Annotated in this window: 15 protein-coding genes; 6 read left to right on the plus strand and 9 right to left on the minus strand. The window is 70.5% G+C overall.

Annotation, left to right across the window (positions count from 1 at the left end):
* The 4 genes from AB0I79_RS28880 to prcB all read right to left on the minus strand — a co-directional run.
* Positions 1-843, minus strand: an 843-nt coding sequence (locus AB0I79_RS28880) for a proteasome accessory factor PafA2 family protein (RefSeq protein ID WP_357879052.1), incomplete at its 3' end; no start/stop codon positions are given.
* Positions 844-984: 141 nt separating this feature from the next.
* Positions 985-1,497 carry a hypothetical protein gene (locus AB0I79_RS28885; RefSeq protein WP_357879056.1) on the minus strand — a complete coding sequence of 171 codons (513 nt, stop codon included), beginning with the start codon at positions 1,495-1,497 and terminating at the stop codon, positions 985-987.
* A 154-nt stretch (positions 1,498-1,651) separates the two neighbouring features.
* The gene (prcA, locus tag AB0I79_RS28890; protein WP_357879746.1) at positions 1,652-2,461 is read right to left on the minus strand and encodes a proteasome subunit alpha; all 810 of its coding nucleotides are present in this window, start codon (positions 2,459-2,461) and stop codon (positions 1,652-1,654) included.
* Positions 2,462-2,482: 21 nt separating this feature from the next.
* Positions 2,483-3,331, minus strand: coding sequence for a proteasome subunit beta (gene prcB / locus AB0I79_RS28895; protein ID WP_357879060.1), 849 nt, complete (start codon positions 3,329-3,331; stop codon positions 2,483-2,485).
* Positions 3,332-3,557: 226 nt separating this feature from the next.
* Here prcB and AB0I79_RS28900 point away from each other — a divergent pair, with 226 nt between their 5' ends.
* Genes AB0I79_RS28900 through AB0I79_RS28920 form a run of 5 tightly spaced genes read left to right on the plus strand, consistent with a single transcriptional unit; the run spans position 3,558 to position 8,749 of the window.
* The gene (locus AB0I79_RS28900) at positions 3,558-4,925 is read left to right on the plus strand and encodes an extracellular solute-binding protein (RefSeq protein ID WP_357879063.1); all 1,368 of its coding nucleotides are present in this window, start codon (positions 3,558-3,560) and stop codon (positions 4,923-4,925) included.
* Positions 4,900-5,826 carry a sugar ABC transporter permease gene (locus AB0I79_RS28905; protein WP_357879066.1) on the plus strand — a complete coding sequence of 309 codons (927 nt, stop codon included), beginning with the start codon at positions 4,900-4,902 and terminating at the stop codon, positions 5,824-5,826. The genes AB0I79_RS28900 and AB0I79_RS28905 overlap by 26 nt, the downstream gene beginning before the upstream one ends.
* Positions 5,823-6,641, plus strand: a complete 819-nt coding sequence (locus AB0I79_RS28910) for an ABC transporter permease subunit (RefSeq protein WP_357879069.1) — start codon at positions 5,823-5,825, stop codon at positions 6,639-6,641. The genes AB0I79_RS28905 and AB0I79_RS28910 overlap by 4 nt, the downstream gene beginning before the upstream one ends.
* Positions 6,638-7,687, plus strand: coding sequence for an ABC transporter ATP-binding protein (locus AB0I79_RS28915; RefSeq protein WP_357879072.1), 1,050 nt, complete (start codon positions 6,638-6,640; stop codon positions 7,685-7,687). The genes AB0I79_RS28910 and AB0I79_RS28915 overlap by 4 nt, the downstream gene beginning before the upstream one ends.
* A gap of 21 nt (positions 7,688-7,708) precedes the next feature.
* A complete protein-coding gene (locus AB0I79_RS28920; RefSeq protein WP_357879075.1) occupies positions 7,709-8,749 on the plus strand; it encodes a DNA polymerase IV in 1,041 nt (346 codons plus the stop codon).
* 234 nt (positions 8,750-8,983) lie between these two features.
* Here AB0I79_RS28920 and AB0I79_RS28925 read toward each other — a convergent pair whose 3' ends face one another.
* On the minus strand, positions 8,984-9,193 hold the full coding sequence (locus tag AB0I79_RS28925; protein WP_237107473.1) for a ubiquitin-like protein Pup: 210 nt from the start codon (positions 9,191-9,193) through the stop codon (positions 8,984-8,986).
* 145 nt (positions 9,194-9,338) lie between these two features.
* Here AB0I79_RS28925 and AB0I79_RS28930 point away from each other — a divergent pair, with 145 nt between their 5' ends.
* A complete protein-coding gene (locus AB0I79_RS28930; RefSeq protein WP_357879078.1) occupies positions 9,339-9,743 on the plus strand; it encodes a hypothetical protein in 405 nt (134 codons plus the stop codon).
* A gap of 29 nt (positions 9,744-9,772) precedes the next feature.
* Here AB0I79_RS28930 and dop read toward each other — a convergent pair whose 3' ends face one another.
* The 4 genes from dop to hypF form a co-directional block, all read right to left on the minus strand.
* Positions 9,773-11,287 (minus strand): depupylase/deamidase Dop, encoded by a 1,515-nt coding sequence (gene dop, locus AB0I79_RS28935; protein WP_357879081.1) that lies wholly within the window; start codon positions 11,285-11,287, stop codon positions 9,773-9,775.
* Positions 11,288-11,373: 86 nt separating this feature from the next.
* Positions 11,374-12,471 carry an acyltransferase gene (locus AB0I79_RS28940; protein ID WP_357879084.1) on the minus strand — a complete coding sequence of 366 codons (1,098 nt, stop codon included), beginning with the start codon at positions 12,469-12,471 and terminating at the stop codon, positions 11,374-11,376.
* A 72-nt stretch (positions 12,472-12,543) separates the two neighbouring features.
* Complete coding sequence (locus AB0I79_RS28945) at positions 12,544-13,623, minus strand: pyridoxal-phosphate dependent enzyme (protein WP_357879087.1); 1,080 nt, start codon at positions 13,621-13,623, stop codon at positions 12,544-12,546.
* A gap of 157 nt (positions 13,624-13,780) precedes the next feature.
* On the minus strand, positions 13,781-16,102 hold the full coding sequence (gene hypF / locus AB0I79_RS28950) for a carbamoyltransferase HypF (RefSeq protein WP_357879089.1): 2,322 nt from the start codon (positions 16,100-16,102) through the stop codon (positions 13,781-13,783).
* Positions 16,103-16,205 lie beyond the last annotated feature (103 nt).

Raw genomic sequence — 16,205 nt, forward strand, 5'->3', positions numbered from 1 at the left:
CTCCTGCTGGATCTCCAGGCTGGAGGCCTCGCGGCCGTTGGCCAGCCGCACCCGCCGCCGCCCGGTCATGTCGTGGGAGACCTCGCGGATCGCCCGGATCGGGTTCTCCAGCGACAGGTCCCGCATCACCGTGCCCGACTCGATCATGCGCAGCACCAGGTCGGTGGCGCCGACCTTGAGCAGCATCGTGGTCTCGCTCATGTTCGAGTCGCCGACGATGACGTGCAGGCGGCGGAACCGCTCGGCGTCGGCGTGCGGCTCGTCGCGGGTGTTGATGATCGGCCGGGACCGGGTGGTGGCGCTGGAGACGCCCTCCCAGATGTGCTCGGCCCGCTGCGAGACGCAGTAGACCGCGCCGCGCGGCGTCTGCAGCACCTTGCCCGCCCCGCACACGATCTGCCGCGTCACCAGGAACGGGATCAGCACGTCCGCCAGCCGGCCGAACTCCCCGTGCCGGCCGACCAGGTAGTTCTCGTGGCAGCCGTAGGAGTTGCCGGCCGAGTCGGTGTTGTTCTTGAACAGGTAGATGTCACCCGCGATGCCCTCCTCGCGCAGCCGCTTCTCGGCGTCCACGAGCAGGCCCTCAAGGATGCGCTCGCCCGCCTTGTCGTGGGTGACGAGCTCGATGACGTTGTCACACTCGGGTGTTGCGTATTCAGGATGGCTGCCCACGTCCAGATACAGACGTGCGCCGTTGCGGAGGAAGACGTTGCTCGATCGGCCCCAGGACACGACTCGCCGGAACAGGTAGCGCGCGACCTCGTCCGGGGACAACCTGCGCTGGCCCCTGAACGTGCAGGTCACGCCGTACTCGTTCTCCAGCCCGAAGATGCGACGATCCATCACCTCACACTATGCCCACGGATCGGCAAGCGGGAGAGATCTTCGCAGGTGTTTTCCCTCCGGAGTCGCCGATGACCGCTTTCGCCGCGCTTCGGCCCCCGTGCCCGCCCCCACGGGGCGCGGGTGCCGCGGCGCGCCTCGTCAGGGGGTGTAGATCTCCTGAACCTGGACGATCTTGCCCTTGTGGACGGTGATGAGGGCCGGGTGGCCCGCCTTGCCGTGCCGCTTGATCAGCGTCGCCCTGGAGCAGCGCTTGGCGCCCAGGCCCGTCTTGCGGCTGACGGTCAGGTTCCCGCCGGACGGCTTGCAGCCGTACGCCGACAGGAAGATCACGTCCGTGGCGACGGGCGAGGCGTACGCCATGACGTCACCCTCGGGCGGGCCCTCGAAGTGCCCCTCGGTGTGGGTGCCCTTCTTCCACCTGATCGGCTCGTACTCGGCCACGCCGCCCCGCACGTAGGTGAACCAGCCGCGCAGGATGCCGTCGTGGCGGGAGTGGATGCGCTTGGTGAAGTCGTGCTTCGGGTCCGCCTGGAACGTGGTGCCGAAGATCTTCGGCACCTTGTACCTGGGGAACGCGGTGGCGGCCTCGGCGGCCACGCCGGAGGTGAGCATCACGGCCGTCGCGGCGCCCGCCGCGAGAAGGCCACGCAAGGGAGTGTTCACGGATCATGAGATCCGCGATCAACGGGAGTGGTTCGGGCAGGCGCGAGTGAAACAGCTCACACCGGCCCTCACTCTCGGGCTCGGCTCCATACGGCGACGGGGACCGCCGTGGCGGTCCCCGTCGTGACGTCTCGTGCCCGCCCTACAGCGGCGAGGAGCCGTCGTCCACGTCCCCCTCGGGCCCCGTGGGCGGCGGCGTGTCACCGGAGCCCTGAGGCGGCGTGGCGGGCGGCGTGGCGGGGGGCGTGGCAGGCGCAGAGGGCGGGTTGCTGGTCTGGGCCAGCAGCCGCTCCAGCCGCGCCCCCGTCAGCCGGAGGAACTTGCGGTGCTCCCGGTTGCGGTCGAGCACCGCCACCTCCAGCTGCCCCACCGGCGGCCGCTCCCCGCCCGGCTCGGTCAGCGCCATCAGCGCCACCTCCAGCGCGTCGGCCAGCGACATCGACTCGCGGTAGCGCTCCTTCAGCCGGGTCGAGACCGCCTCGGCCTGGCCGCCCATGGCGGCGAAGCCGTGCTCGTCGAAGACCGACCCGTCGAAGGTCAGCCGGTAGATGGCGTCGCCCTCCTTGGTGTCGCCCACCTCGGCGACGACGACCTCCACCTCCAGCGACTTGATCGACTCGGTGAAGATGCGGCCCAGGTTGGAGGCGTACAGGTTGGCCAGGCCGCGGCCGGTCACGTCGGAGCGGTCGTAGGTGTAGCCGTTGATGTCGGCGTAGCGGATGCCGCCGAGCCGCAGCTCCTCGAACTCGTTGTAACGGCCCACGGCCGCGAACCCGATGCGGTCGTAGATCTCGCTGATCTTGTGCAGCGCCCGGGACGGGTTAGGCGCGACGAACAGGATGCCGTCCACGTACTGCAGCACGACGACGGAACGGCCCCGCGCGATGCCCTTGCGCGCGTAGTCGGCCTTGTCCCGCATGATCTGCTCGGGGGACGCATATCCGAAAGGCATGGACACGTGTGGAGGTCCTTTCTAGCGCAGCGGGGCGATGGGGCCGTCGGGCGAGATCAGGCGGGCGTCGAGCATCTGCTGGACGTAGCCCGAGACCTCCTCGTCCGACAGGCGGCGGAACCCGTCGGCGTCGATCACCGACACGATGGGCCAGATCTTCCTCGTCACGTCGGGCCCGCCGGTCGCCGAGTCGTCGTCGGCTGCGTCGTACAGCGCCTGGATCAGCGTCATCACCATGTCGTCGGCCGACGACCCGTCGCGGTAGAGCTTCTTCAGCGACCCGCGCGCGAAGATCGAGCCGGACCCGATCGCGTCGAACCTCTCCCGCTCGTACGGCCCGCCCGCCACGTCGTAGCTGAAGATGCGCCCCTCGTCCTTGTCCGGGTCGTAGGCGGCGAACAGCGGCACCACCACCAGCCCCTGCATCGCCATGGCGAGGTTGCCCCTGATCATGGTCGCGAGCCGGTTGGCCTTGCCCTGGACCGACATGGAGCGGCCCTCGACCTTCTCGTAGTGCTCCAGCTCCACCCGGTAGAGCCGGGCGAACTCGATGCCCGTGCTGGCCGTGCCCGCGATGCCCATGCACGAGTAGTCGTCGGCGCGGAACACCTTCTGCACGTCACGCTGCGAGATGATGTTGCCCGAGGTCGCCCGCCTGTCACCCGCCATGACGATCCCGCCGGCGAAGGTGGCGGCCACGATCGTGGTCGCGTGCGGAACCTGGTCACCGATCGGCGTGGCCAGCACCTCACCCCGCCGCGGTAGCAACTCAGGCGCGTACGAGCCGACAAACTCTGTGAACGAGGAACTTCCGGTGTTCTGGAAGAGCTGGTTCACCAAGCCGACGGGCAGATCCCTGTGCGATGCCACGCGACTCCCTCCAAACGTTCAGTGTTCCTAGGGCGACCCTACTCATGTTGGGTTGCTGTCTGCACTTCCCACGATCAGCTCACGGCGAACCACCCGCCACAGCTCGCCTGAAAGGCCCTATTAGCCCCTTCGCGCGCCAAAGGTCCGTGTTCAGATCGTTTCTTTACGGCCGTCGGCGCCCATGCGACTGTCGGTATGTCTGCACGTCCTGAACAGGAGGCCGACAATGCGACTCCCCAGCCGACCCGCGCTGATCGGGATCATCGCCGCACTCGCCCTCACCTCCTGCGGCACCGGCGGCGGCTCCGACGAGGGCAGCACCACCCTCACCATCGCCGCCAACTCCATCGAAGGCGGCAAGAACTCCGAGACCGCCCAGTGGATCAAGCAGTGGGTGATCCCCGAGTTCGAGAAGACCCACCCCAACGTCAAGGTCCTGTTCCAGCCCAGCGGCGTCGACGACGAACAGTACAAGACCAAGATCGCACTCGACCTCAAGTCCAGGACCGGCGCCGACGTGATCGACCTCGACGGCATCTGGGTCGGCGAGTTCGCCCAGGCCGGCTACATCAAGCCCCTCACCGAGGTCGGCGGCGCCACCGTCGAGCAGTGGGAGGGCTGGGCCCAGATCCCCCAGGCCGTGCAGGGCCTCGGCATCTTCGACGGCAGGAAGTACGGCCTGCCCCAGGGCACCGACGGCCGCGTCCTGTTCTACAACAAGACCCTGTTCGCCAAGGCCGGGCTGCCCGGCCGCTGGCAGCCCGCGAGCTGGCAGGACATCATCGACGCCGGCACGAAGCTCAAGGCCGCGGGCGTCCCCGTCCCCATCCAGCTCAACGCCGGCACCGCCATGGGCGAGGCCACCACCATGCAGGGCCTCCTCCCCCTCCTCGCCGGCGCGGGAGCCGAGATCTACACCACCGGCAAGTGGACCGGCGCCTCGCAGCCCATGAAGCACGCGCTCGGCCTCTACCAGCAGATCTACGGCGGCAGCGGCCTCGGCGACCCCAGACTGCAGCAGGAGGCCAAGGGCCGCGACAAGTCCTTCGCCCAGTTCGCCGAAGGCAGGATCGGCATCCTCGCCGAGAGCGACTACTTCTGGCGCTCCGTCATCGAACCCCAGGCCGGCGTCGCCCCCATGAAGGACCGCGACCAGGCCGTCGGCTACGCCAAGATCCCCGCCAGGCAGCCCGGCGCCGGCATCCGCGGGCAGGACTTCGTCAGCATGTCAGGCGGCGCCGTACGCGTGCTCAACCCGTTCTCCAAGAACCCCAGGCTCGCCTGGGACCTGCTGGCCTTCATGCACTCCGCCGCCGCCACCAAGTCACAGCTCGCCGGGCAGGTCCGCATCAGCGCCCGCACCGACGTCAACGACGAGGTGCTCACCGCCGACCCCATGCTCAAGTACATCGCCGACGAGGTGCTCCCCCTGACCGCCTACCGGCCAGGCGTCGCCGTCTACCCGCAGGTGTCCACCGCCCTGCAGGAGGCCACCGCCGCCGTCGTCAGCGGCAAGACCGCCGACGAGGCCGCCACTGCCTACCAGAGCACGCTCGAGGAAATCGTCGGTGGCGCGGCCAACATCAGCGGCTGACGCCGCCGGGCTCGGCAAGGGCAGGGCGATCGCGTTCGTCCTGCCCGCCCTCGCCCTCATCGCCGTCTTCCTCGTCTTCCCCGCCCTGTGGACCATCTACCTCGGCCTCACCGACTACCGCCTCACCGGCCTGGCCGCCGCCGACCCCCAGCTCGTCGGCACCGACAACTACACCGGCGCCCTCACCGACCCCCGCTTCCTGTCCTCGCTGTGGCTCACCGTCCTGTACGTCGGCGGCTCCGCCATCCTCGGCCAGGCCGGGCTCGGCTTCACCCTCGCCTGGATCCTGCGCACCCGCGCCGGCACCCTTCGCCGCGCCGTCGAAGGCGTCGTCCTGCTGTCGTGGATCCTGCCCAGCACCGTCGTCGGCTTCCTCTGGTTCGCCCTGCTCGACCGCGACGACGGCACCCTCAACGCCCTCCTGCACACCCCCGGCTTCGCCTGGCTCCTCGACCACCCGCTGCTGTCGATCATCGTCTTCAACGTGTGGCGCGGCACCGCGTTCAGCATGATGCTCTACTCCGCCGCGCTGGAGAACGTGCCGCCCTCCCACCTCGAGACCGCCCGCCTCGCGGGCGCGGGCGTCCTGCAGCAGCTCCGCGACGTCGTCCTGCCCCTCATCCGCCGCCACATCCTGACGAACCTCCTGCTCATCAGCCTGTGGACGTTCAACGACTTCACGCCGTTCGTCCTCACCGGCGGCGGCCCGGAAGGCCGCTCGGAGATCCTGCCCGTGTACGTCTACCGCGTCGCCCTCAGGGACGGCCAGCTCGGTGTCGGAGCCGCCATCTCCTTCCTCATCCTGCTCATCAACCTCGTCTTCGCCCTGGCCTACCTGCGGCTCCTGCGCGGCCGGCGCCGCCACGAGGAAGTCGTCGCCGCCGGAGGCCCACCCGCATGATCCGCCACACCGTCGGCAGGCTCGCCGCCACCGTCTTCATCGCCGTCGTCCTGGCCTTCTTCACCCTGCCCATGCTCTGGCTGGCCAGCGCCCCCTTCGACGACACCCCTGCCATCACCACCTCCATCCCCGAATTCACCCTCCGCAACTTCTCCGCCATCCTCGACAACCCCTACGCCCTCGGCTCCATCCGCAACTCCCTCATCCAGGGCGCAGGCGCCGCGGCCCTCGTCGTCGTCCTCGCCGCGCTCGCCGCCTACGCGCTCTCCCGCGTCCGCGTGCCCGGCCGTGACGCCCTGCTCTACCTGCTCCTCCTGCTGTCGTCCGTGGTCACCGGCACCGCCGCCATGGTGCCCATCTTCGAGCTCGCCACCCGTCTCGACCTGATCGACACCCACCTCGGCGTCGTCCTCGTCGTCTCCGGCGGCCTCCTGCCCGCCGCCATCTTCATCCTCAAGGACTTCATGGACGACACCCCCACCTCCTACGAGGAGTCCGCCCGCGTCTTCGGCGCCACGCCCCTGCAGATCCTCCGCCACATCGTGGTCCCCCTCGTCAGGCCGGGCCTGGCCACCATCGCCGTCTGGGCGCTCGCCAGCGTCTGGGGCGGCTTCCTGTTCCAGTTCATCCTGCTCAGAGACCCCGAGAAGGCTCCCGGCTCCGTCATCCTCTACACCCTCTACACCGAAGGCGGCGCGCCCAGGCTCGACCTCATCTCCACCTTCTCCCTGCTCTACTCCCTCCCCGTCGTCGCCATGTACCTGTTCGTCTCCCAGCGCTACGGCTTCCGCTTCCACGGAGGAATCAAACGGTGATCACCCTGCACGCCCTCACCAAGATCTTCCCTGGCGGGGTCCACGCTCTCGACGACATCCACCTCACCATCGCCGACGGCGAATTCTTCGCCCTCCTCGGCCCCTCCGGCTGCGGCAAGACCACCCTCCTGCGCACCATCGCCGGACTGGAGACCCCCAGCGGCGGCACCGTCCACATCGACGGCAGGGACGTCACCGGTCTCCCCCCGGGAGACCGCGACGTCGCCATGGTCTTCCAGGACTACGCGATCTTCCCCCACATGGACGTCACCGCCAACATCGCCTACCCCCTGCGCATCAAGAAGGTCCCCCGCGCCGAACGCGCCACCAAGGCCGCCGACGTCGCCGCCCGCCTCAGCCTCACCGAGCTCCTCCACCGCCGCCCCGCCGAACTCTCCGGCGGCCAGCAACAACGCGTCGCGCTCGCCCGCGCCATCGCCTGCCACCCCACCGCCTTCCTCTTCGACGAGCCCCTGTCGAACCTCGACGCCCGGCTGCGCCTCGAAGCCCGCACCTTCCTCAAGCGGCTCCAGCGCGAACTCGCCGTCACCACCGTCTTCGTCACCCACGACCAAGCGGAAGCCCTCGCACTCGCCGACCGCATCGCCGTCATGTCCCACGGCCGCATGGTCCAGGTCGCCACCCCCGCCGAGATCTTCCACCGCCCCGCCACGACCTTCGTCGCCTCCTTCATCGGCTCCACCCCCATGAACCTCCTGCCCGCCCGCGCCACCGCCACCGCACTCCACGTCGCCGGCGCCACCCTCCCCCTCCCCGACGGCGTCACCCCCGGCGACCACCTCACCTACGGCGTACGCCCCGAGTACATGACCCTCTCCCCCGCCGAGCGCCCCGACGCCTTCCCCGGCGTCATCACCGTCCTGGAGAACCTGGGCACCCACACCCTCGTCACCCTCGAGACCCCCGGCGCCCTCGTCCAGACCGTCGTCCCCGAAGGCGAAGAGCCGTCTCTCGGCACCCCCGCCTGGGCCACCCCCCGCCGCGCCCTCCTCTACCGCGACGACACCCTCCTCACCACCGGGTGAGACCCCCGCCATACTGGACACATGGCCACCAGGAACTGGATCCTGCACCTCGACCTCGACCAGTTCATCGCCGCCGTCGAGCTCCTCCGGCACCCCGAGCTCCGCGGCAGGCCCGTCGTCGTCGGCGGCACGGGTGACCCCACCCAGCCCCGCACCGTGGCCGCCACCGCCACCTACGAGGCCCGCGAGCACGGCATCCACTCCGGCATGCCGCTCCGCACCGCCCTCAGGCGCTGCCCCGACGCCGTCTTCCTGCCCAGCGACCCGCCCGCCTACGAAGCCGCCTCAGAGCGCGTCATGGCCGTCCTGCGTGAATTCCCCGTCCTGGTCGAAGTGTGGGGCTGGGACGAAGCCTTCCTCGGCGCCACCACCGACGACCCGGAGGCCCTCGCCGCCGACCTCCAGCGCGCCGTACGCACCCGCACCCGCCTCGACTGCTCCATCGGCATCGGCGACAACAAGCACCAGGCCAAACTCGCCTCCGCCTTCGCCAAACCCGCAGGCGTCCACCGCCTCACGACCGAGACCTGGGCCGAGACCATGAACCACCGCCCCACCGACGCGCTGTGGGGCATCGGCGCCAGGATCTCCAAAAAACTGGCCGCCCTCGGGCTGCACACCGTCGCCGACCTCGCCGCCGCCGACCCCGCCGACCTGGCCCGCCACTTCGGCCCCACCAACGGCCCCTGGTACCGCTATCTCGCGCTCGGCAAGGGCGAGGCCGAGGTCGTCACCACGCCCTGGGTCGCCCGCGGCCACAGCCGCGAGACCACCTTCCCCCGCGACCTCACCGACAGGGCCGAGCTCGCCCGCCACCTCACCGCCCTCGCCGAACACGTCACCCGGGACGCCGTCGACGCCGGCCGCGAGATCATCCGCGTCTCCGTCAAGCTCCGCACCACGCCGTTCCTGACCCGCACCCGCCAGTCGAAACTGCCCGCCCCCACCACCGACGCGGCCCTCATCACCCGGACGGCCCTCGACATCCTCGACCGCCACGACCTCGCCCACCCCGTCCGCCTCATCGGCGTGGCAGTCGAATACACCATGCCCGAGGGCTGATCCTCACCCCACCGGGGTCACCACCCGGCAGAACTCCGGCCGCAGCTCCTCCGGCCTCTCATAGCGAACCGCGGCATCCGGCAGATGGCGCAGAGCCCGCCCTGACGGGCGAGCATGCGCGCCCCATCCGCTCGCCGCACCCGAACTCCGGGACCGCTTTCCCTCCCCGCAGTCCGGGCACCTCCTGAACCCGTCCGGCACCTCCACCCGCTTCCTCGATGCCGGATTTATCCTCTACTGTCCGCCCTTCTGCACGTACGACCTGACAAATTCCTCTGCGTTCTCTTCAAGAACTTCGTCGATCTCATCCAGAATCGCATCGACGTCGTCCGTGAGCTTCTCCTGCCGCTCCTGGACGTCCGGCGCTGCCGACGCCTCGGTCTCCTCGACTTCGGACTCGCGCCGCCCGGTCTGCTTCTGACCACCGGTGTCCTTGGTTGCCATGTCCTACCTCCGCTTGGGGGACTGCCTCTAGGCATATCTTCCCCGAACGAGCCGACATTTCGCGCCGATCGCCCAGCGATCTTGCCCGCTTGACTAGATAGCATTCCTATCTAACAATGAACCCCCGTACCTACAGGAGGTTCAGATGTCCCCTTCGTCCCTGAGCACCGCGGGTGTGCTCCTCATCACAGTCCCCGGAGTGGCCTACGGCGGCGTGACGCTGCTGTCGTTCCTGATGAAGAACGTCCCGGGCTACCTGGACAACCCGGTCCGCCGCGGCCTGTGGCGGGCGGGTCACGCGCATGCGGGCGTGCTGGTGCTGTTCGCGCTGGTGGCGATGGTGTACGTGGACCAGTCGGGCCTGCCGGACGCGCTGAAGGCGGTCACGCGGACGCTGATCGTGGCGGCCCCGATCCTGATGCCCCTGGGCTTCTTCCTGTCGGTGGTGCGCCCGAGCGACACGAAACCGAGCAAGCTGATCCACCTGACGGTGGCGGGTGGCGTGTGCCTGGCGGCGGGCACGCTCATGCTGGGGATCGGCCTCCTCTGAGGAGGGGCCGGTCCCGTGGCGTCAGGTGCTCATTCGCCGCCGGTGAGCGCGGAGACGAGGTCGGCGGCGGTCTCGCAGCGGTCGAAGAGCTCGCCGACGTGCGCCTTGGTGCCGCGCAGCGGTTCGAGGGTGGGGACGCGCTGGAGTGATTCGCGGCCGGGGATGTCGAAGATGACGGAGTCCCAGGAGGCGGCGGCGACGGATTCGCTGTACTGGCGCAGGCAGCGTCCGCGGAAGTAGGCGCGGGTGTCGGTGGGCGGGTTCTCGACGGCGCGCTGGACCTCTTCCTCGGTGACCAGTCGTTGCATGCGCCCGCGGGCGACGAGGCGGTTGTAGAGGCCCCGGTCGGGCCGGATGTCGGAGTACTGCAGGTCGACGAGCTGCAGGCGGGGGTGGGACCAGGCGAGGCCGTCGCGGCTGCGGTAGCCCTCGAGGAGTTCGAGCTTGGCGACCCAGTCGAGCTCGCGGGAGAGCTGCATGGGGTCTTCGGCGAGGCGGGTGAGGACGGACTCCCAGCGGTCGAGGATGTCCTTGTTCATCTCGTCCTGGGCGGTGCCGCGCTCTTCGACGTACTTGCGGGCCTGTTCGAGGTATTCCATCTGCAGCTGCACGGCGGTGAGTTTGCGGCCGTCGCGCATGGTGATCTCGTAGCGGCAGCTGGGGTCGTGCGAGACGGCCCGCAGGGCCTGTACCGGGTTCTCGACGGCGAGGTCGCGGGTCAGGAAGCCTTCCTCGATCATCGCGAGGACGAGTGCCGTGGTGCCGAGTTTCAGGTACGTGGAGATCTCGGACATGTTGGCGTCGCCGATGATCACGTGGAGGCGGCGGTACTTCTCGGGGTCCGCGTGCGGTTCGTCGCGGGTGTTGATGATGGGCCGCTTCAGCGTGGTCTCCAGGCCGACCTCGACCTCGAAGAAGTCGGCGCGCTGGCTGATCTGGAAGCCTTCGCCGCGGGAGTCCTGGCCGATGCCGACCTTGCCGGCGCCGACGATGACCTGCCGGGAGACGAAGAAGGGGGTGAGGTGCCTGACGATGTCGGCGAAGGGGGTGGCGCGCCGCATCAGGTAGTTCTCGTGGCAGCCGTAGGAGGCGCCCTTGGCGTCGGTGTTGTTCTTGTAGAGCTGGATGGGGGCGTTGGAGGGGATGGCGGACGCGCGGGTGGCGGCGTCGTACATCACTCGTTCGCCGGCTTTGTCCCAGATCACGGCTGCCCGGGGGTTGGTGCATTCGGGCGCGCTGTATTCGGGATGGGCGTGGTCGACGTAGAGCCTGGCTCCGTTGGTGAGGATGACGTTGGCCAGGCCGAGATCCTCGTCGGTGAGCTGGCTGGAGTCGGCCACTTCCCTGGCCAGGTCGAAGCCGCGCGCGTCGCGGAGCGGGTTCTCCTCCTCGAAGTCCCATCGTGCTCTGCGCGCGCGGGCCGCCGAGGCGGCCAGGTAGGCGTTCACGACCTGTGAGGAGGTCACCATCGCGTTGGCGCCTGGCTGGCCGGGTACGGAGATGCCGTACTCGGTCTCGATGCCCATCACCCGACGCACCGTCATGCAACACCCTCTGTTCGTCCGGGTCTGTCTATCCGCCGTTTATATGCCCGAGCCTATGCCCTTCACAGTGCCCCAGGGCCACAGAGTTATGGCACCGACGTCTTTTCCATCTGTACGGCGGGAGCTGATGGGCTTTGTGTGGGTCTGCGGGGCTTGAGTAGCCGCTGGATGGGGCGTTCGGCAAAGGAGTAGACGAGATACGACACGAGAATCGACACCAATGTCGTGATCGTGGCGACGGCCCAGGGGGGCAGGTTGCCGGTGAGCAGTGGGATGAGGGCCACGGCGATGACGCTATGGAAGAGGTAAAGCGGGTATGTGGTGCCGCCGAGCGCGGTGAGCGTTCGGGAGGATCGCATGCGCAGCATTCCGAGCGCCATGAGAGCCATCACGGCGAAGATCAGCGTCAGGGTGATGATCACGCTGAGGTCGGTGACGGGCATGTTCTTGAACCCCGCGGCCTCGATGCGGCGGTCCACGCGGCCGAGTGCCGAATGGAGGGAAAGGCCGTAGGAGGCGGCGATGTAGAGCCAGGGCAGCCAGCCGCCGCGGTGCTTGTGCACGAGATAGAGGGCCATGCCGGCGACGAAGTAACCGGCGTAGTCGGGCATGACGATCTCGCGGATGACGTCGTTGTCGAAGATCTCGTTCTCTTCGAGCAGTTTGACGCCGAGGGCGGCGGCGAGCCAGATGCCGCAGAAGGTCAGGACGCGCCCGCGCGTGACGCCGATGATCACGAGGATGGCGATCAGCAGGTAGAAGCGGAGCTCGGCCCAGAGCGACCAGTAGACGCCGCTGGCGTCGGTGACCTTGAACAGCCGCTGGAACATGGTGGCGTTCAGCAGATATTCACCTGGGGAAAGTTTTGGGTCGAGCGCCTTGGCGCCGGTGAGGCCGTAGAGGGCGGCGATGGCGGCCAGGCTGAGCCAGTAGGCGGGGTAGAGGCGGACGAGCCGGGAGCGGGCGAACGCGCCGAGGCCGCGCCCCCACACGCTCATGAGGATGACGAAGCCGCTGATGATGAAGAACAGCTCGACGCCGAGGATGCCGAGCCCGGCGACGGGGGCCAGGGCGGGGAACAACTCGGCCGGCCGGTCTCCCCAGACGGAGGCGTAGGCGACCAGGTAGTGGAAGGCGACGACGGCGAGGGCGGCGAGGAAGCGCAGCAGGTCGAGCTCGGCCAACCGGCCGTCTCCGCGGGCGTGTCTGGATCGGGACCGGTTGGGAGGTTGCACGCCCTTTTGACGTCACTCTGATCACTTTGGTTCCACGGGTCCCTCCGTTCCCACGAGCAGCACACGTGCGGTGTGGTCGAGGCCGAGCCGGTCGCGGACGCCGGGGGTGAGGGCGAGCAGCCCGGCGGCTCCGGCGGCGCCGCAGTCGGACAGCGCGACGCCGTGGCCGGCGAGCAGGCGGGTGGCCGTGGCGGCCTGCTCGTCGGTGATGGTGAGGTAGAGGTCGGCGAGGTGGGACAGGAGCCGGTGGGCCAGCAGCGAGGGCTCGCGGCAGTCGAGCCTGCCGAGGGTGGTGGGGTGGCCGCTGACGCGGATGGGCTCCCCGGCGCGGGCGCTGCCGATGAGGCAGGGCGCGCCGTCCGGCTCGACGACGACGATCCTGGGGTGCTCGCCCCACCGGTCGCGTACGTATCCCGCCGCCGCGGCCGCGAGCCCGCCGACACCCGCCTGGACGAACACGTGGGTGGGCCCCGCCTCCCCGGGCCCGCCATGAGCCCCTGTGGGCTCTCCTGAGGGCGGGAACGCGCCGGGGTCGGACAGTTCGTCGAACAGGACGCTGTAGCCGCGCATGACGTCCAGGGGGACGCCGGTGTAGCCGTCCCAGGAGCTGTCGGCCACGAGCCGCCAGCCGTGCTCCTGGGCGGCGGCCATCGCGGCGGTCATGCTGGCCTCGTAGTCGTGCCCGGCGCGCCGCACCTCGGCGCCGAGCGCGCGCAGCCGCTGCGCGAACGGCTCGGGGACGCCTTCGCTGAGGTAGACGACGCACGGCACGCCCACTTCCGCCGCGCCGGCGGCGACGGAGATGCCGTGGTTGCCGGCGCTGGCGCAGACGAACGGCGCTCCGCCGCCGTCGCGCTCGGCGAGCAGGTGCACGGCGTACGCGCCGCCGAGCGCCTTGAAGCTGCCCAGCCCCATGCGGCCGCTCTCGTCCTTGACGTAGGCGGTGCCGGCTCCGCCGAGGCCGGGGATCACGTGGACCGGGGTGGGCCGGTAGTCGGGGTGGCGGGCGAAGCGGGCGCGGGCCTGGCGGGCGTGCTCGACGCCGATGAGCGCGCGGTCGTGCTCGGTGTACGGGGTGCGGGCCGGGTTGAGGTATTCCATGATCGCCATGCTAGGCGTGTGCCGGCCGGACACCGGGGACGGCGACCGCCACGCCACGCCGGGCCGCCCTCCGCACCCCCTCCACGCGGGCGGGCCGCCCTCCGGACCGTCCGCGCGGGCGGGCGGGCCTGCGCGCCCCGTCCGCGCGGGTGGGTCGCTACGTGGCGTCGCGGGCGGCGGCGACGGCGGCCTGGCCGAGGCTGAGTCCGCCGTCGTTGGGCGGCACCCGGACGTGCTTGAGCACCCGGAAGCCGGCCGCGCGCAGCCGCTGGACGGTGCGGTCGAGGAGGAGGGCGTTCTGGAAGACGCCGCCCGACAGGGCGACGGCGGTCAGGCCGGTGCTCTTCCTGAGGGCGACGCAGGCGCGGGTGATGGCGGCGGCGACGCCGTTGTGGAAGCGGCCGGCGATGACGCCTGGGTCGGTGCCCGCGGTGAGGTCGTCGGCGGCGGCGCGGACGAGGTCGCCGCCCTCGACGACCAGCGGGCCGGAGGTGGTGGTGACGGCGGCGGGGTAGGCGCCGGTCTCGGCGGGGTCGGCGCGCTGTTCGAGCTCGATGGCGGCCTGCCCGTCGTAGGTGATCTTGTCGCGGATGCCGAGCAGCGCCGAGACGGCGTCGAACAGGCGGCCGGCGCTGGAGGTGAGCGGCGAGTCAAGCCCGGTGGCGGCGAGGTGGAGGGCGTCGGCCCAGCGTTCGGCGTTGCGCCGAGCGACGTCGAGCCCGGGGTGGTCGTCGCGGAGGTAGGCCGCGGTCATGCGCCAGGGCTGCCTGATGGCGGCGGCGCCGCCGGGCATGGGGACCTGGGCGAGGTGGCCGAGGCGTTCGTAGCCGGTCAGGTCGGCGCGGAGGAACTCGCCGCCCCACAGGGTGCCGTCGGTGCCGTGGCCGAGCCCGTCGAAGGCGACGCCGATCACGGGCCCCGGGTCGCCGTTGTCGGCCAGGCAGGCCGCGATGTGGGCGTGGTGGTGCTGGACGCCGACGTGTTCGACGCCGGTGATCTCGAGGGCGTGCCGGGTGGAGAGGTAGCCGGGGTGCAGGTCGTGGGCGACGATCTCGGGGCGGATGCCGAACAGGCGGCAGTAGTGGTCGATGCCTTCGGCGAAGGAGCGCAGGGTGTCGTGGTTCTCGAGGTCGCCGATGTGCTGGGAGACGAACGCGCGCCGCCCCTGGGCCAGGCAGAAGGTGCTCTTGAGCTCGGCGCCGCAGGCGAGGACCGGTCTGGGGACGGGCCGGCGCAGGGCGAGCGGCTCGGGGGCGTAGCCGCGGGCCCGGCGCAGCATGGTGATGGCGCCGGGCAGGGGGCGGATGACGGAGTCGTCGGTGCGCTGGTGGATGGCGCGGTCGTGGGTGAGGAAGGCGTCGGCGATGCCGCCGAGGCGGGTGAGCGCGTCGTCGTCCTCGTACGCGATGGGCTCGTCGGAGACGTTGCCGCTGGTCAGGACGATCGGCTCGGCGAGTTCGGCGAGCAGGAGGTGGTGCAGGGCCGTGTAGGGGAGCATGAGGCCGAGGCTGCGGTTGCCGGGCGCGACAGAGGGGGCGACGGCGGGGACGGCGGCCGGGATGACGGCCGGGATGACGGCCGGGGCGGCTGAGCCGGCGGCGGGGGCGCCGTCGCGGCGGCGGGGCAGCAGCACGATGGGGCGGGCGCGGCCGGTGAGGAGCGCGGCGGCGGTGTCGTCGATCTCGGCGAGCAGGCGGGCCTGGGCGAGGTCGGCGGCCATGACGGCGAACGGCTTTTCCTCTCGGTGCTTGCGGCCGCGCAGCGCGGCGGCGGCGCGTTCGTCGGAGGCGGTGACGGCGAGGTGGTAGCCGCCGAGGCCCTTGACGGCGACGACGCGCCCGGCGCGCAGGAGGGCGGCGGCGCAGGCGATGGGGTCGCCGCACAGCTCGGTGCCGCGCGGGTCGCGCAGGCGGAGCCGGGGCCCGCAGGCGGGGCAGCAGGTGGGCTGGGCGTGGTAGCGGCGGTCGCCGGGGTCGTGGTACTCGCGGGCACAGTCGTCGCACATGCCGAAGGCGGCCATGGTGGTCATGGGCCGGTCGTAGGGCAGGCCGCGCACGATGGTGAAGCGGGGGCCGCAGTTGGTGCAGTTGATGAACGGGTAGCGGTGGCGGCGGTCGGCGGGGTCGGCGAGCTCGCGCAGGCAGTCGTCGCAGGTGGCGGTGTCGGCGGGGACGAGGGCGCGGCGGGTCCCGGCGGGGTCGCTGGTGGCGATGGTGAAGCCGCGATGGCCTGCGGGTTCGCCGCTGACGACGGTGACGCGTTCGATGGCGGACAGGGCGGGGGCGTCGCGTTCGAGCGCGGTGAGGAACTCCTCGACGCCGGCGAGTGCCCCTTCGACCTCGATGTGGACGCCGTTGACGTCGTTGTGCACGCGTCCGGCGAGGCCGAGCCGGTTGGCGAGCGAGTAGACGAAGGGCCGGAAGCCGACCCCCTGGACGATGCCTTCGACGTGCACGTCTACTCGTTTGAACGTGGTCACAGGGCCAGTGTGCGCCTCATCGGGGTGGTGTGCATGCGTATCGGCCGTGTCGCCGCGCGTTCCGCGTGTCCTCCGCCCGGGAGATCACCTGCCGGGGCGCGGT

The sequence above is a fragment of the Nonomuraea sp. NPDC050202 genome (assembly GCF_040656115.1).
GTDB lineage: Bacteria > Actinomycetota > Actinomycetes > Streptosporangiales > Streptosporangiaceae > Nonomuraea.

Coding starts and splice junctions, on each gene's coding strand:
- AB0I79_RS28920 (WP_357879075.1), top strand. CDS start 7,709: ATGGCCACCAGGAACTGGATCCTGCACCTCGACCTCGACCAGTTCATC.
- AB0I79_RS28930 (WP_357879078.1), top strand. CDS start 9,339: ATGTCCCCTTCGTCCCTGAGCACCGCGGGTGTGCTCCTCATCACAGTC.
- prcA (WP_357879746.1), bottom strand. CDS start 2,461: ATGCCTTTCGGATATGCGTCCCCCGAGCAGATCATGCGGGACAAGGCC.
- AB0I79_RS28925 (WP_237107473.1), bottom strand. CDS start 9,193: ATGGCAACCAAGGACACCGGTGGTCAGAAGCAGACCGGGCGGCGCGAG.
- AB0I79_RS28910 (WP_357879069.1), top strand. CDS start 5,823: ATGATCCGCCACACCGTCGGCAGGCTCGCCGCCACCGTCTTCATCGCC.
- dop (WP_357879081.1), bottom strand. CDS start 11,287: ATGACGGTGCGTCGGGTGATGGGCATCGAGACCGAGTACGGCATCTCC.
- AB0I79_RS28945 (WP_357879087.1), bottom strand. CDS start 13,623: ATGGAATACCTCAACCCGGCCCGCACCCCGTACACCGAGCACGACCGC.
- AB0I79_RS28900 (WP_357879063.1), top strand. CDS start 3,558: ATGCGACTCCCCAGCCGACCCGCGCTGATCGGGATCATCGCCGCACTC.